The 14,719-nt window shown below is 66.2% G+C and carries 15 protein-coding genes; 1 reads left to right on the top strand and 14 read right to left on the bottom strand.

The window, feature by feature from the left end:
- Window positions 1–8: 8 nt before the first annotated feature.
- From AB8717_RS20205 to AB8717_RS20195, 3 genes are all read right to left on the bottom strand, one after another.
- The gene (locus tag AB8717_RS20205; protein WP_443751324.1) at window positions 9–2,681 is read right to left on the bottom strand and encodes a family 78 glycoside hydrolase catalytic domain; all 2,673 of its coding nucleotides are present in this window, start codon (window positions 2,679–2,681) and stop codon (window positions 9–11) included.
- 132 nt (window positions 2,682–2,813) lie between these two features.
- Window positions 2,814–3,218 carry a hypothetical protein gene (locus AB8717_RS20200; RefSeq protein ID WP_443751323.1) on the bottom strand — a complete coding sequence of 135 codons (405 nt, stop codon included), beginning with the start codon at window positions 3,216–3,218 and terminating at the stop codon, window positions 2,814–2,816.
- Window positions 3,219–3,336: 118 nt separating this feature from the next.
- On the bottom strand, window positions 3,337–4,461 hold the full coding sequence (locus tag AB8717_RS20195; protein WP_443751322.1) for a carbohydrate porin: 1,125 nt from the start codon (window positions 4,459–4,461) through the stop codon (window positions 3,337–3,339).
- Between the two features lie 70 nt (window positions 4,462–4,531).
- Between AB8717_RS20195 and AB8717_RS20190 the strand changes: the two genes are divergently transcribed.
- Entirely contained in the window at window positions 4,532–5,245 is a 714-nt protein-coding gene (locus AB8717_RS20190) for a MucR family transcriptional regulator (RefSeq protein WP_443751321.1), read from the top strand.
- Window positions 5,246–5,247: 2 nt separating this feature from the next.
- On the opposite strand, the gene AB8717_RS20185 is transcribed toward AB8717_RS20190, so the two are convergent.
- From AB8717_RS20185 to AB8717_RS20135, 11 genes are all read right to left on the bottom strand, one after another.
- A complete protein-coding gene (locus AB8717_RS20185; RefSeq protein ID WP_443751320.1) occupies window positions 5,248–6,150 on the bottom strand; it encodes a fatty acid desaturase family protein in 903 nt (300 codons plus the stop codon).
- Complete coding sequence (locus AB8717_RS20180) at window positions 6,147–6,980, bottom strand: MipA/OmpV family protein (protein WP_443751319.1); 834 nt, start codon at window positions 6,978–6,980, stop codon at window positions 6,147–6,149. The genes AB8717_RS20185 and AB8717_RS20180 overlap by 4 nt, the downstream gene beginning before the upstream one ends.
- Window positions 6,977–7,366 carry a hypothetical protein gene (locus AB8717_RS20175; RefSeq protein ID WP_443751318.1) on the bottom strand — a complete coding sequence of 130 codons (390 nt, stop codon included), beginning with the start codon at window positions 7,364–7,366 and terminating at the stop codon, window positions 6,977–6,979. The genes AB8717_RS20180 and AB8717_RS20175 overlap by 4 nt, the downstream gene beginning before the upstream one ends.
- Window positions 7,363–8,463 (bottom strand): GNAT family N-acetyltransferase, encoded by a 1,101-nt coding sequence (locus AB8717_RS20170; protein WP_443751317.1) that lies wholly within the window; start codon window positions 8,461–8,463, stop codon window positions 7,363–7,365. The genes AB8717_RS20175 and AB8717_RS20170 overlap by 4 nt, the downstream gene beginning before the upstream one ends.
- Window positions 8,456–9,274, bottom strand: a complete 819-nt coding sequence (locus AB8717_RS20165) for an alpha/beta hydrolase (protein WP_443751316.1) — start codon at window positions 9,272–9,274, stop codon at window positions 8,456–8,458. The genes AB8717_RS20170 and AB8717_RS20165 overlap by 8 nt, the downstream gene beginning before the upstream one ends.
- Window positions 9,271–9,609: a permease gene (locus AB8717_RS20160; RefSeq protein WP_443751315.1), complete on the bottom strand. Its 339-nt coding sequence runs from the start codon at window positions 9,607–9,609 to the stop codon at window positions 9,271–9,273. Before AB8717_RS20160 ends, AB8717_RS20165 begins: the two co-directional genes overlap by 4 nt.
- Window positions 9,606–10,517: an arginase family protein gene (locus tag AB8717_RS20155; protein WP_443751314.1), complete on the bottom strand. Its 912-nt coding sequence runs from the start codon at window positions 10,515–10,517 to the stop codon at window positions 9,606–9,608. The genes AB8717_RS20160 and AB8717_RS20155 overlap by 4 nt, the downstream gene beginning before the upstream one ends.
- A gap of 1 nt (window position 10,518) precedes the next feature.
- Window positions 10,519–11,907: an aspartate aminotransferase family protein gene (locus AB8717_RS20150; protein WP_443751313.1), complete on the bottom strand. Its 1,389-nt coding sequence runs from the start codon at window positions 11,905–11,907 to the stop codon at window positions 10,519–10,521.
- Window positions 11,908–11,921: 14 nt separating this feature from the next.
- Window positions 11,922–12,572 carry an MtnX-like HAD-IB family phosphatase gene (locus tag AB8717_RS20145; protein WP_443751312.1) on the bottom strand — a complete coding sequence of 217 codons (651 nt, stop codon included), beginning with the start codon at window positions 12,570–12,572 and terminating at the stop codon, window positions 11,922–11,924.
- A 63-nt stretch (window positions 12,573–12,635) separates the two neighbouring features.
- Window positions 12,636–14,063 (bottom strand): sensor histidine kinase, encoded by a 1,428-nt coding sequence (locus tag AB8717_RS20140; RefSeq protein WP_443751311.1) that lies wholly within the window; start codon window positions 14,061–14,063, stop codon window positions 12,636–12,638.
- A complete protein-coding gene (locus AB8717_RS20135; RefSeq protein ID WP_443751310.1) occupies window positions 14,063–14,719 on the bottom strand; it encodes a response regulator transcription factor in 657 nt (218 codons plus the stop codon). The genes AB8717_RS20140 and AB8717_RS20135 overlap by 1 nt, the downstream gene beginning before the upstream one ends.

Genomic DNA, 14,719 nt, shown 5'->3' with positions numbered 1-14,719 from the left:
TCAATATCCTAGCCCCTGCCTGTAAAAAGATGGCGTCCGGATCCCACCAGCGAGACCTTTCCGCCCGGTACGACGATACGCGCCAGGGCGCCCGGCGGAATGTCAACGTCCATTTCGATCCGGCCGCCCTTGCGCCGCCACCGGCTCCTGACATCGCCGAAAACCGTGCGGTGCGAGACATCGGCATGGTTGAGCGTGCCGACCGGCCGCGGCGCCACGGTGATGACGCGGCCGTCGGCGTCGGCGAAATCGACCCGGATGCCACCGACCGCGCCGAACAGCCAGCCTTCCGCGTGCCCGAGCATGAAGTGGTTGAGCGACTTGGTCGGATCGGCGTTCCAGGCCTCGGTCAGTGCGGTCGCGCCCCTGGCCAGCATGTAGCCGTAGCTGGGCCTGTCGGTCACCGACATCATGTCGGACAGCACGTCGTCGCGGCCGTTTTCCGTCAGCGCACGCACGACGTAGTGGAAGCCGACATCACCCGCCGTCACACCGTTCCGGCTGGCGCGGACAGCGCGGACCAGCGCGTCGAGGACGCGGCTGCCTTGTCCGTCCGGCACCATGCCGAGCGCCAGCGGCATGGCGTTGGCGGTCTGGCTGCCCCGGTCGTAGCTGCCGGCGCCGGGGTTGAAGAAGCGGGCATTGAAGGCGCTGCGTACCTCGGCGGCGCAAAGACGATAATCGTCTCCCGGCTGCCCCAGCACGTGTGCGACCCTGGCCAGGGTGTCAAGCACCTGAAAGTAGGTCGCCGTGCCGCTGAGCGCCCGGCTGGTCAGTTGCGACGGCCCAAGCTTGCCGTCGGGCGCATAGTCGTACCAGTCGCCCAGGCCGAAATCGAGGATATGGCCCCGGGCGCGCGAGGCCAGATAGCCAGCATAGCGCTGCATCGCCGGCCACGCGTCACGCAGGATCCGGGAATCGCCATATTGCCGGTAGGCCGCCCACGGCGCCAGCACGACCGCCCCGCCCCATTCCGGCGAATTGCGCGCGTCGGCGTCACTGCCGTCCGGGTTCAGGAACTGCACATATTCCGGCGCGATGCCCGGCACCATGCCGTCGGCCTTTTGCGTATCGGCGATGTCGCGCGCCATCTTTTCGTAAAGTGTTATGGCGTCGCGGTTGTAAAACACTGTCAGGGCATTGAGGTGGCTCTGCTCCAGCCAGCCCAGCTTTTCGCGGTGCGGGCAATCGGTGAGCACGCTGTAGCTGTTGCTCAGCACCGCCCGCTCGATCAGCTTATGGATGCGCACGAACAGCGGGTCGCTGCAATCGAAGCGGCCCGCTTGCGTAAGATCCGCGTAGCAGAACTGTCCCGCGATCGACACGATCTCGGCTTCACCCGGCTCAACTTGCAGATAGCGGAACCCGTGGTAGCTGAAGCGCGGCACGAAGCTTTCATCGCCCTGCCCCGCCAGGATGTAGTTCCATTCGACCCAGCCTTTTTCCGGCCCTGCATTGAAGCTGCGCTGCCAGACCGTGCCGTCCTCGGCCAGGGTCTCGCACGGCCGCAGGCGGACCTTTGCGCCCGCCGGGCCGCGCACCACCATGTCCGGCCGGCCTGCGAAGTTTTCGCCGAGGTCATAGACGAAGACGCCCGGCTTCGGTTCGGTGATTTTCACCGGGTCGAAGCGCCGGTGCTGGCGGACCGGCGGAATCGGCTGGGCCTTGAGCTGCCCTTTCGGCGCCGGTGCTTCAAGCGCCGCACGCCAGCCGTCTGTGTTGCTGTCGGCGACCGTGTCCCAGCCCGGGCGCTCACGGCGGGCATCGACGTCCTCGCCGCCGTAGATCGACGAAAACAGGATGGGGCCTTCCGTCGCCTGCCAGCTCTCGTCGCTGATCACGTGACGGACCGATCCGTCGGCCATGAACAGCGTCATGTGCAGGCTGAACTTCGGCGCGCCATAGCTCTGGCTGAACTTGGTCTTGCGGCCCGGGACGCGCTCGGTGTTGTACATGCCATTGCCGAGACGGACACCCAGGCGGTTGCCGCCGGCCCGCACCCACCGCGTCACATCGTAGGTGCAGTAGAAGACCGTGCGGTCGTATTCGGTCCAGCCCGGATCGAGCAGGCTGTCCGTCACCGGCTGGCCGTTGACCGTCAGTTCGAAATGGCCAAGCCCCGCGATCGAAACCACGGCGCGCGTGACAGCCTCCGCCATGAAGTCCGTGCGGAAGATCGGCAGGACGGTGTCTTCGGGCGCTGCCAGCGCCATGGTCTGGCCGCGAACGTGCGGCGTTTGCACGGGGTCGGGTTTGGCCGCGATCCATCGGCCTCGCCATCCGTCGATGACACCGGTTACCCATTGTGACGGTTCGCTCCATTGTGCGGCCCCCTCTTCCGTCGCCACGGCCCAATAATAGGGCGTATGCGAGGCGAGGTTCAACGGCGCCGGCGGTGTGACGGTCAGGGCGCTGCCGGTGACAAGGCCGCTGTCCCAGATATCGCCCCGGCGGGTTTTCAGAAAGGCCTCGCTGCTGGCGACGATCACGCGGACCGGCCCAGGCTGCACATCCCGCGCGCCTTGGGGCGCCGTCAGCACCCAGCGAAAACGCGGTTGCAGACTATCGATGCCAACGGGACCGGTCAGCCATTCCACCCGCAGGTCGCCCGCAGTCGCGGTCGCTGCCTTACCGGCCGCCGGCAGAGCCGCCAGCAGCCCGGCGGCAGACGCTGCGCCCACAATCTCCCGCCGGCTGATGCCGGTTCCTGCCATACGTCCTCCGGTGGGCCTTATGGCCTCTGCTGCCTTCGCCTATCAAACGACAGACTTCGGCGGATTCCAACAGGATTTTGCAGTCCGTGGACAGCCGGCCTATGAGCGGGCGGCGGCGTGTCCGGCATTAAGGGCGGCGGCGCAGAAGGCGTTCAGGCGGCGATTATGTTCGGCCACGGCGTCGCCGAAGCGGCGCTGGTTGTCGGCGATCTGGCTGTCGCAACGCCGTTCGAGCGTTACCGTGTCCTGGCCGGTTTTGAGAAACAGGTCGCGGCACAGGGCGCGCGTCGCCCCGGCAGCGGCATCGCCGCCCTGGTTCATGATCTGCTCACGGCGGGGCGTACTGGCATTGAGATAGGCCGTCGAATGCCGCGTCAGCCAGTCGGCGCTGTTGGCGCAGGCCCAGTAATGTTGCGTATTGTCTTGCGAAAACGCGTACGCCTGAGGCGCCATTGCGCCGGCCGACAGGGCCGCCGCAGCCAGACAAAGTATTCCGTACTTCACGATTCGATTCCTTCCGGGCCCATACACGTGCGGCCCCATGCAGGAATTGAGCCACCCCGAGTGCCCGGCGTCATCCGGTTTCACCTGCGGGCCGAGATTGGCGCAGGTCCCCACCTCTTTAAAGCGCCGCGAAATCGACGACCGAGCGCAGCATGAAGACACTGGCGGTCTTTACGTCCGGCCGGGCGCCGGGATGGACTACCAGCTGGACATCAGGCTGCAAAGTGATGGCCGGCGTCACGGGCCGGGAATAGCTGAGCTCATAATCGGTCTCGTACCGCGCCTGCCCCGGCGTCTGCTGCCGGTACGGCGCGCTGAAGCGCACCTGCGCGATGGCAAAGCCCATCTGATCGCCGCCGGCCTTCGCCCAGCCGGGCCCGTAGACGCCCAGCCCGCGATAGCTGTCGACGGCGTTCAGGGCGCCGTTGGCCTGCCCCAGGCGCAGCCAACCCTTGATGGCGTGCGCCGCGTCGTCGGGCTGCCCCGCCAGGGTAAAACCGAGCTGTCCGTAGGTGCCGGCATTGCCGCGCGACACGCCCTGTCCGTCCAGCCTAGGATAGGCCGCCGTATAGCCCCAGTGGTCGAGCTTGAAATAACCGCCGGCGAAGGTGCGCTTGTATTCGACGATGTAGTTGGCGCCTTCCTTTTGCGACAGTTTCAGGCTGACAAAGGCCTTGGGATGGGCGGGATCGCCCGGCACCCCGTCGAAGAGCCCGAACTTGAACGTGGTCCTGTCGTCGATGATCCAGCTGGTCATCGTCCCCAGCCCGCTGATCGGGAAGATCGACGGCCCGGTCTGGGCGAATTCCGGCCCGATGCCGTGCGACGAATTGAGGAACAGCCGGGCGTATTTCTGCACGTCGAAGACGCCGTTGAGGTTCATCAGCCCGAAGCTGGAGATCAGGTGCCCGCCGGCATAGGTCTTCTTGACGTAGGCTTCGAACAGCCGCCACGCCGGCACGGCGTCGATATTGTCGACGCCCTGGATGTCGCCGACCCGCCGTTGCGACAGCCCGCCGCCGAAATCGCCCAGCACATAGCCATGCGCTTCCCAGCCGTCGCCGCCCTTCCATACGGCTGTGAGATCGAGATTGGCCAGCACGTTGGCACCCGGCTTGACGCCGCCCGCCGTGACATCCGCCACGTCGGTCGTAAGCACGGCGTCGTAGGTCGTCGATCCCGCCCGCGCAGCCTCCGGCGCGGCGAGTGCCGCCACGATCCACAGCCATCGTAAATGTCGCATCATCGCCTCCCGGCCCCCGTTACGCATACCGCATCAGCCTCGCGTCAGGAAAAAAATCTACCGTGTACGCATGAATGGTACCGATGGCATCCCGCGTCCTTTTCAAACCAAGGCCGAAATTCTCGATTATCTTGGCTCCGACACGATCGAGTGCCTTATCTGCGGCCGCCGCCTGACCGTGCTGTCGCCGCACCTGCGGGCCCGTCACAGCCTGAGCGCCGACGACTATCGCCTGCAATTCGGCATCCCCTTCAGCTACGGCCTGGCCGGTCAGCGGTTCTGCCAGACGTCGCGCGAGCGCATGCTGGCACTGTATGAACGCGGCGCGATCGCCGCCCCCGATGCCGAGGAAGTCCGCGACCGCTTCCAGAATACGGGCGAACGCCGTCCGGCCTGTTCGGCCGTCCGCCAGGCCGATATCGAAAAGCTGCTGCGCAACCGCAGCCGCCGCGAACAGTGGCGGCCGCAGGACTTCGCCGAATTCCTGCACCGCGTCGAAAGCGGCCGCAGCGTGTCGGATGTAGGCCGCGAAGCCGACATGCCGTCCGCCCAGACCTTTTTCAAATACATCGCCAAGCATCCGCCGCTGAAGGCGCGCTACGATCGCGTGCGCCAGTCCCAGCCACTGTCGGTCCAGGCCCGCACCCGCCGCACAGGCTCGCTCTATCGCGAGACCATCGCGCGGCTGCGCAACAGCGGCCTGACCTGGACGCAGATCTCCGCGATCACCGGCGTGAAGTCGTCCACGCTGCGCAATGCCTGGCGCAAGATCGCAACCGGCTGACCTCATTTGCGCTTCGGCTTCGGCCGCGCCGCGACGGGAAAGCCCCAGGTCCGCGGCTCGAGGAAGCCCAGGATATGCGCCGTGCGGATGATGAAGACGCCCTTGTCCGCCTGCTCCGCCGCGATCGAACGGCGCAAGGTCTTCATGCGCGTCCAGTGCTGTTTCGGACGATAGTGATGCTCGGCGTGATAGCCGTTGTTCAGGAAGACGAAATTGTAGACCGGCGCATAGGTCGACACCCCCCAGGCGATCGGCTCATCCGGATTGCCGCCTAAATGTTCATAATATCCGGAAAGATTGGACAGGCACTGGCCGAGATAGCTGGCGATAATTCCTAAAATTGCGAAGGGCCAGGCGACGACCAGGAAGACGCTCCAGACGGCCAGCATGCTCCAGAACTCGTTCATGGCGCGGCGGGCATCTGCCGGCCGGCGGCTGCGGATCCTGGCGGCCAGGGCGAATGGGTCGTCGTCGCGGAAGAATTGCAGGAAGACGTAGGACCACAGGGGCTCGGGCTTGCGGTCGGCGCCGAACTGATAGATCGACAGCGGATCGACCGTGTGCCCGTCTTCGTCGGGATAGTCGGCATTGCCGGCGTGATGCCACAGGTGGACGTAGTGGTACATGGTCTGCGGCGTGATCAGGCTCCACGAGATCAGGTAGGCCACCATGCGATTGGCCCAGCTTGCGGTAAAGAACGGATTGTGGATGAAGTTGTGCGCCACCGAATTCAGGTTCCAGCCGACGCTGAAGGCATAGACGACAAGGCCTATGATGCGCTCAGGCCAGGTCATGTGCCACCACAGGCAGGCAAAGGCCACGATCAGCAGGAATTGCAGCAGCGCCAGGGCCGCGGGTACGGCGTCCCAGGCGCTGACGGCGAATATCCGGCTTTTGTCCTTCACAGCAGGCTCTCCGCGTCGCGGGCGCCGAAGTGGCGCGCCATGCCGATGCTCAGGATGTAGATGTTGCGCGACTTGAGGATAGGGCTGCGCCATTCCTCACCATCGATGCGATCGGCGCTGGCCTGGACGAAGACGGTCGTCCGGTCGCCGATCTTGTGGCCGAGCGTCACCTCGGTGCCGAAGGTGAAATAGTTATTCTTGAGCACGCGCGGCAGGCCGATCGTGTCGGCATGGCGCGGCTTCAGCCCGAAATAGTCGTCCGAGAAGTTGGCGTCGGCCCACGATCCGCGCAGTTCCACCCCGATTGCCGTCGTCGGATTAAGCCGCGCGCCGGCGTCGTAGGACAGGTCGCCCGACCAGCCTTGATACGCGTTGAGCGCGTGGCGCAGGCGGACCTCGATATCGCCGAGCTTCGTCTGCCACAGCGAAAAACCGCCGAACTCGAAGGCGTCGGGCATGCGGTGCGCGCCGGGCGGCAATTCGTCGCGGAACGACTCCCGGTATTCCAGCACGGGTCCGACGCGCCAGTGGCCGACATGGGCGGCGGTCCATTTTATCCCGTCATCCAGGCTGATCTGCCAGCGGTCGCCGACCTTGAGCTCGACGATGGGATAAAGCTCGACCGTCGGCTTGTCGGCGCCGATATGCTCGGGCCGGCGGCGCAGGATGACGCCCAGGTCGCCGCTCAGCCCATGGGGCACGGCCGCGTCGATCGTGTTCCACGACAGCGACTGGCGCATGAAGGCCCAGGTGCTGCTGGGGGCGGCGGACGTTTCGGCCGGAACCGGCCCCATGGGCGCCGCCGGCGCGGTGTCCTGCAACCAGATCATGCCTCAGTCCTCTCGCCGCTGGCCAGAAGACCGATGCCCGCCAGGATCAGCACCGAACCGCCCAGTGTCGCCACGTCGATTTTTTCGTGAAAGACGAAGAGGCTTATTCCAAGGACCATGCAGTAGCTGATGGCTGTCAGCGGAAAGGCCCGCGCCAGGTCGAGCCGGTGAAGGATGGCGAGCCAGACGACCAGCCCAAGCCCTTCGACGGCGATCAGCGTCCAGAACAGCGGAGACGTGCCGAGCCGTATAGCCAGGTCCACGGGTGTGCCCTGGCCGAGCCCCGTGCCCAGCGCCTTGGCCAGGTACTGGTATACGGCGACGCACAAAGGCTGGGCAATGAGCAGCGGAAACAGCGGCCATTTGCGCGGGCGAGCCGGGGTCATGCCACCTCCATCACGGGATCGGCCGCGAACATCGGCGACAGGACCTTCAGCACCTGGGACACGACCGCGTTGCGATGGGTGAAGGCCATGTCGGTGCGCAGCAGGCGGCAGCCCAGCCGCAGCTTGTTGGCATAGGCCGCCTGCCCGGCCTGGAAGACCTGCAGGCCGTTGTCCAGGCACCAGGCGACATTGTCGAACCATGACACGAAATAGAGGTTGTGCGCCCGGCCGGCCTCCCCCATCACGAAGACCTTGTCAATCAGGGTCGTACCGTCGTGCAACAGCAGGTTGGCGGCCAGAAGCTCGCCGTCTTTCAGATACAGGGCGCAAAAGGCGCGGCCCGGCTTGCCCTCCAGCACGGCGCGGAAATAATCCGGCGTCAGGTCCTCCAGCACCATTTCGGCGCGGGCGCGCGTCGCACGATAGAGCGCCATGACGGCGTCTTCGAACCCGTCGAGCGTCGTGACCCGCTTAAGTTCGACGCCGTTCCGGCCCCGCAGCTTGCGCCGCATGTCCTTGCGCGTTGCATGCGACAGGCGCGCCAGGTAATCGTCCAGGGTGGTGAAATCGATCGGCAGGCGCGCCACCGGCAAGCCCGATACGACGCCGAAGCCCCGCCCGGCCAGCAGCGGCTGCCATAGTGGCCGGTCGGTCTCGGCCAGGTCCTTGACGGCCATCAGCGCGCCGCCGCGCGCCCGGGCCGCCTCCAGGAACGCGTCGAGCAGCAAGGCCGCGATGGGCCGCGCCTGCGGCGGATCGGCGATGCCCAGCATGGCCATCTCGGTGCACGGCGAACCCAGCGCCGCCAGCGACGCACGCAGGAACCAGGGCGCGCCCTGCTTCATCTGGACGATCGCCTTGCGCAGGCCGGGATGGTCGAGCGTTGTTTCAAGATCGTAGGGCGTCAGAAACGCCGGAACGGCGCCCACCACCCTGCCCGCTTCGGCGACTGTCACATAGAAAAAGCGAAAGCCCGGCAGGCCCGCACGCTCGACCGCCAGATGATAGGCGTGATCCTCCAGCGCGTCCCCGAAGCATCGATTCCAGTCTTCGGGCGCGATGTCGGTCACCGAATCGTGGACGCGCGCCTCAAGCACGGGCGGGTTCCGGGATGGCCGCACGGATGGCGTCCAGCGTCGCGGCGACGACCTTGCCGCGTTCCTGGTCGACATGGATCATGTGGTAGCTGTCCTCGAGCACGACGACGCGAACCTGGCCGCCGGCCGCCGCACGCAGGCGGTAGGCATTGGACAGGTTGCACACCTCATCGTCACGGGCGTGCACGATGGTCAGCGGGGTCCGGTTGCGCGGCGCGACCTTGAGCACGGCCTGCCCCAGACAGTAGGTGTCGGCGATGCTCTTGTACGGCATGCCATCGAGCGCCCCGGGGATCAGCGCCTCCTGCGACGTCGCCGCAAGCTCGCGCAGGCGCTCATCCTTCAGGCCGAAGGGATGGCTTTCCTTGACGATGTGCGATCGGGCGATCGGCAGGTGCATCAGGGGCCAGGTGTAGGGCACGAGGGCGTAATGCGCGCGCATGGCCCAGCCGTCGAAGGCGAACAAGGGCGCATAGACGGTACAGCTGGCGATCGGGCGAACCTGCGCCAGCATGAAGCCCAGCAGCCCGCCGACGCAGATGCCGGCGACGTGCACGCGGTCGTAATCCCGCGCCTTTTCGTCGTAGACACGGACCAGGCTGTCCAGCCAGTCGCGCCAGCCGGTGGCGATGACCTCGGGATAGCCCTTGCCGTGCCCGGCCAGCATGGGCACCTCTACGTCGAAACCCTGGAGGGTCAGCTTCTTGGCGATATATCGCATCTCGCCCGGCGCGCCGGTCAGTCCGTGGACCAGGATGACAAGGTCGCGCCCGCTGCTGCTCGCCCTACCCTCCGCGGACATCATGTTCATGCCGTCCTCCCGGCGATCAGCGCCACGCCCGAGGCGATCAGCACCGAGGCCCACAGCTGGCGCGGCGACAGCTTTTCACGCAGGACCAGCCAGCCGGCCAAAGGCACCGTGACATAGGTCAGGCAGTTGACCGGATAGGCGATGGCCAGCGGCAGGACACGCAAGGTGAATATCCACGCCACGGCCTGGACCGCCCACAGGCCGATGCCCAGCCACGTCAGGGGATGCATAAGCGCCCCAGCGACACCATTGCCGGCGTCGGCGGCGCGCTTGTAGCACAGCTCCAGCAGCGTCTCGGCGACGACGCACAGGCCCAGCAGGGCAAACGCGATCATGCCGCCCTCCGGATATGGGGCAGCAGGCAGTCGCGCAAGCGCCGGTTGGCGGCGGCGTTTATACCGATGCTCTCGGCATCGAGGCGGATACGCGACGGCTGGTCGAGGCCGGCTTCGACCCGCTTCAGCAGGGCGGAAAACAGCCCGGGACCGTAGGTCGGCGGGCTGGCGTCGCCGACGATATCGGCGCCGCGCAAGCGCCGGCCGTCCGTCAGGGTCGACAGCCACAGGATCAGCCGGTCGAGGCGAAGATCGCCCTGGTCCCAGTTGGTGACCGCGTCCAGCGGCGAAAGAACGTCCTTGTCGATGGTGATGTAAAGGTCGTCCGTGCCGATCATGCGATCGACGAGCTCAAGGAAGAGTGCGTCACCCAACGTCTCAATTGTGGGAATGCGACGGCCGGCGACGACGCACTCTTCCTTGGCGCCTGCGCGGAGGGGAAACGGGGTGAGAAGCCCCTCGCGCACAACACTGAGGTCGGCGCCCTTACGGGCGCTGTCCTCCATATCCGGGCTGCACATGGCAACCGAAATGACCTGGCGCACGCCGGAAAAGCGCGCGACCCTGGCGGCCCAGCTGCCGCAATGCATGCCGGGCGAAAAGCGGACCCAGTCCGGGTGATTGTCGACGTGCAGGACCGTCATGCCGCGTTCCGGCGACATCTCGGCCGCCCGGCGGATCAACAAAGCCGATACGTGGTGGAAGTCGCCCGAACCGGCGAAGACCAGGGTCGGTCCGCTGTCCGCCATGGCCTCGCGGATGCGGGTTTCGAGCGCGTCGAGCGCCGCCGGCCGCGACCATAGTCTCAATGCAGGTCCCAGATCGCGCGCGCCGATGCGGCCGGCGCCGGACACCAGGTCCGGCTGCAGGTCGAAGGCGTTGTCGAGATCGAGGATCAGCGTGGACATGCTATTTGCCGACACACCGGCGGAACAGGGTATCGAGCAGGCGGATGGCCAGGTCGATCTCGCTTTCGCTGATCTCCAGCGACGGGGCCAGCGTGATGACGTTCTTGTGGTAGCCGCCGACGTCGAGGATCAGGCCGTACTGTTCGCCGTCGACCTCGATGCCGCCGCGCAGGCCCTCAGCCTCCATGGCGTCGAGCAGCGCCTTGTCGGGCGTGAAGCCGTCCTCCTTGCAGATCTCGCAGCGCAGGGCCAGGCCCAGGCCGTCGACATCGCCGATCTGCGGCCAGCGTTTTTGCAGGTCCTTCAGTGCGTCCAGGAAATAGGCGCCCTTGCGCATGACCTTGGCGCCGTAATCCTCTTCCGACACCATGCGCAGGGTCTCGAGCGCGACCGAGGTGCCCATGGGATTGGCGTTGAAGGTCGAGTGCGTCGAGCCCGGCGGGAAGATGCCCGGATTGATCAGGGCTTCCTTCGCCCACAGGCCGGACAGCGGATTGAGGCCGTTGGTGATGGCCTTGCCGAAGACCAGCACGTCCGGCGTCACGCCGAAATGCTCGATCGCCCACAGCTTGCCGGTGCGGTAGACGCCCATCTGGATTTCGTCGACGACCAGCAGGATGCCGTGCTCGTCCAGCACCTTTTTCAGCTCGCTGAAGAAGTTCATCGGCGGCACGACATAGCCGCCCGTGCCCTGGATCGGCTCGACATAGAAGGCGGCGTATTCGCACTGGCCTGTCTTGACGTCGAGCACGCCGTTGTACTCGGTCTCGAACAGGCGCTTGAACTTCTGCACGCAGTGGTGGCCGTACTCTTCCTTGGTCATGCCCTTGGGGCCGCGGAAGTGGTAGGGGAATTCGACGAACTGGGCGCGGTCGCCGAAATGGCCGAAGCGGCGGCGATAGCGGTACGACGAGGTAATGGCCGAGGCGCCGAGCGTCCGGCCGTGATAGCCGCCCTCGAAGGCGAACATCAAGCTCTTGCCGCCGCAGGCATTGCGCACGATCTTCAGCGAATCCTCGACGGCCTGGGCGCCGCCGACATTGAAGTGGACGCGGCCCTTTTCGCCGAACTTGGCCTCCATGTCGCGGGCGATCAGCGCCGCCAGTTCGATCTTCTCGCGGTGCAGGTATTGCGAGGCGACTTGCGGCAGGGTGTCGAGCTGGCGGTGCGCCGCGGCGTTAAGGCGCGGATTTCGGTAGCCGAAATTGACCGCCGAATACCACATCTGCAGATCGAGATAGCGCTGGCCCTGGGCGTCCAGCATGTAGGAACCGTCGCAGCCGGTGAAGACGCGTGGCGTCTCCATGTAGTGGACGGTGTCGCCGTGCGAGCAGTACTGTGCTTCAAGCGCCAGCAGCTCGGCTTCGGTCAGGTCCTGGGAATCGTACATGCGCTACTCCGGTATCAGGCGGTGTGACGCCGCGCGTGCAGGCTGGCCAGCGCCGCGCGGACATCGTCAAAGGTTTCGAAGGGGGTAAAGGCCTGCTTGCGCTCGGCGGCGTAGGCCGCCAGCTTGTCGCGCGCGAACAGGATGTCGGCGCGGGCGCTGACGCAGAAATCGGAACGGCCGTCGCCGATGAAGACCATCGGCCCGTCGCCCGCCGCCTCGGTCACCACGGCGCATTTGCAGACGCCCGAACCGGCGGCGCAGCCCAGGCGGGCGTAGGGCTGAGCCAGGCGGTAGCTTTCGCCGTCGAGCGCCAGCTGGTTGGACACGACCGGAAGGCCATCCAGGCCATGGCGCGACAGGATGCGGGTTATGAAACGGTCCACCCCGTCGCTGACGACGGTCAGGGCGACGCCGTTGTCGCGGCACCAGCCGGCAAAGGCGATGAAGCCAGGGCGCAATTCGCAACGGTCGAGCACGGCGTCCAGCGCCGCCTCATCGGTATCGATCAGGGCGATCTGGCCGCGCATGCATTCGGCGGCGGTGATGCGGCCGGCAACCCAGTCGTCTTCCAGCTCGCGCCAGCGCGGATCGGCACGGTGCGCCAATACCTGGTCGGTCGTGTCCAGCACGGTGATCGTACCGTCGAAATCGCAGTAAACGCGCATACTCGGCTTCCTGTCCGGCTCGGGAAGCCGAAAACCTAGACAGGCAGGCTGACGTGAAACTGATCAGATATTAAGAAGCGGTAAGACCAGCCTGGCCGCCAGGCCCGACTGACCGTCGTCGCGGTCGCGCAGCACGATGCGGCCGCCCAGCAGGTCGGCGGCGTCGCGGGCGATTGCCAGGCCCAGCCCCGACCCGTTGCGCGTATTGGTGGGCGCCCGCCAGAAGCGGTCGAAGGCCTTCGCCTTTTCCTCAATCGTCATGCCCGGACCGCGGTCGCGGATCTCGATAAAGCCAGAGCGGAAATCCGGATCGCTTTCGATATGGACCACCAGTTCCGAGCCCGGCGGCGTATGGCCCATGGCGTTTTCGATCAGGTTGGCCAGGGCCAGGCGCAAAGCCGTGTCGGAGCCGCCGAGCCCGAAATCGTTGCCTTCGACCGCCACATCGATGCGGCGTTCCGCGATCACCGGCGCGGCGTCGGCCAGCAGTTGGCCGACCACCTCGCGCACGCTGGCAATGCCGGCGTCGGGCTGGCCGGCCGCCCCCAGCCGCGCCAGCACCAGCAACTGGTCCGCCAGGCGCGCGATCCGCGCCGTGGCGGCGTGCAGCGCCAGGAGCCGGGTCTTCAGTTCCTTGGGGTCGCCGATGCGGGCGCACAACTGCGCTTCGAGGCTGAGCGCGGCCAGCGGCGTGCGCAGCTGGTGCGCCGCCATCTCGATGAAGGTGCGTTCGTGCAGAAGGCCGTCCTCGATCCTGCGGAACAGGCCGTTGATGACGGCGGTCAGCTGCCCCAGTTCAGCCGGCCAGTCCTCGGCATGCACGGGAATGAAGGGCGGGCTGCCCTGTTGCTCGGCCAGGCGTGCGCTGAAGCCGTCGAGGTCGCGTAAGCCGTTTCTCAAACTGATCCAGATGATGATCAGCAGCAGGATGGCGATGCCGACAAAGGGGGCCGCCAGCTGCAGGGCGATATTATCGACCAGTTCCTTGCGCACGGCCATGCGCTCGCCGACCTGGACGACCGGATTGCCGCCGATCGCCGCCAGCGTGTAGACGCGCCAGGTCTGCCCGCCGTCCTTTACATAGTGGAAGGTCGAGTTTTCGGACGGCAACGGCGCCTTGAGGTCCGGTCCGGTGTCCGATTTCAGCCGCAGCTTGCCGTGGTACCAGATGCGAAACATGCGCCAGTCGGCATAGGCGTCGAAAGCCTCGCGGTCTTCGGCCGACAACAGCGGCATGTCGTCGACCTCCATGACCGAGTTCGTATCCTTGCGGATATCGGCCAGTTCGTCGCGCATCAGGTTGACCAGCAGGTTGGCGCCCAGCACCAGCTGCTGGTCGAAGACCTGGTTGACCTCGGCCGTGACCGCGGTGCCGGCGACGCCGGCAATGGCCAGCACACCCAGGAAGGTGACCAGCGCCATGCGCGCGAACAGGCCTCGCGACAGCGAACGCGGTGTCAGCAGGAGGCGGACAAGACCCGGTAATCGCATCAGCGGACGACCATGTAGCCGAGCCCGCGGGCGCTGACGATCGATTCCATGCCCAGCTTCTTGCGCAGGCCGTAGATGGCCGATTCGACCGTATTGCTTTCGACGTCGGTGGCGTCGTCATAGATGCCGTTTTCGATATCGGATTTCGACACCCAGCGCCCGGCCCGCGTCACCAGCAGCGACAGGACGCGGAATTCACGCGCCGTCAGGCGTATGGGCTTGCCGTCCTGGCGCACGACGCGGCCTTCGAGATCGAGCTCATAGGGGCCGAAGCGCACCCCGCCATTGATCTCGCCGGTGCTGCGCCGGATCACGGCCTTCAGCCGCGCCAGCACTTCATCGAGGTCGTAAGGCTTGGTGACATAGTCGTCGGCGCCGTCGTTGAGCGCCTGCAGGCGGGTTTCGCGCTGGCTCCGGGCCGTGATGACCAGTATGGGCAGGCCGTTGCCGCGCTTGCGCAGGCGGCGCAGCAGGGTCAGCCCGTCGCCGTCCGGCAGGCCGAGATCGAGCAGCGCAGCGGCGAAGGCGGTGTAATCGAGCGCCTGCTCGGCATCGTCGAGCGTCACCACCCAGTCGACGGCATAGCCCAGCTGTTCCAGCGCCGCCTTGAGGCCGGCGCCCAGGGCCAGGTCGTCCTCGATCAACAGAACCTGCAT

Origin of the sequence: Asticcacaulis solisilvae (assembly GCF_052327315.1) — a bacterium.
Lineage (GTDB): Bacteria > Pseudomonadota > Alphaproteobacteria > Caulobacterales > Caulobacteraceae > Asticcacaulis > Asticcacaulis solisilvae_B.
Note: the sequence above shows the minus strand (reverse complement) of the source record. Positions and strands in the feature narration are given on the sequence as shown.

Bases quoted from the DNA above. Each gene is read 5' to 3' on its own strand.
- AB8717_RS20160 (WP_443751315.1), bottom strand. From the start codon at position 9,609: ATGATCGCGTTTGCCCTGCTGGGCCTGTGCGTCGTCGCCGAGACGCTG.
- AB8717_RS20155 (WP_443751314.1), bottom strand. From the start codon at position 10,517: ATGTCCACGCTGATCCTCGATCTCGACAACGCCTTCGACCTGCAGCCG.
- AB8717_RS20135 (WP_443751310.1), bottom strand. From the start codon at position 14,719: ATGCAGGTTCTGTTGATCGAGGACGACCTGGCCCTGGGCGCCGGCCTC.
- AB8717_RS20175 (WP_443751318.1), bottom strand. From the start codon at position 7,366: ATGACCCCGGCTCGCCCGCGCAAATGGCCGCTGTTTCCGCTGCTCATT.
- AB8717_RS20190 (WP_443751321.1), top strand. From the start codon at position 4,532: ATGAATGGTACCGATGGCATCCCGCGTCCTTTTCAAACCAAGGCCGAA.
- AB8717_RS20145 (WP_443751312.1), bottom strand. From the start codon at position 12,572: ATGCGCGTTTACTGCGATTTCGACGGTACGATCACCGTGCTGGACACG.
- AB8717_RS20195 (WP_443751322.1), bottom strand. From the start codon at position 4,461: ATGCGACATTTACGATGGCTGTGGATCGTGGCGGCACTCGCCGCGCCG.
- AB8717_RS20180 (WP_443751319.1), bottom strand. From the start codon at position 6,980: ATGATCTGGTTGCAGGACACCGCGCCGGCGGCGCCCATGGGGCCGGTT.
- AB8717_RS20140 (WP_443751311.1), bottom strand. From the start codon at position 14,063: ATGCGATTACCGGGTCTTGTCCGCCTCCTGCTGACACCGCGTTCGCTG.
- AB8717_RS20165 (WP_443751316.1), bottom strand. From the start codon at position 9,274: ATGAACATGATGTCCGCGGAGGGTAGGGCGAGCAGCAGCGGGCGCGAC.
- AB8717_RS20150 (WP_443751313.1), bottom strand. From the start codon at position 11,907: ATGTACGATTCCCAGGACCTGACCGAAGCCGAGCTGCTGGCGCTTGAA.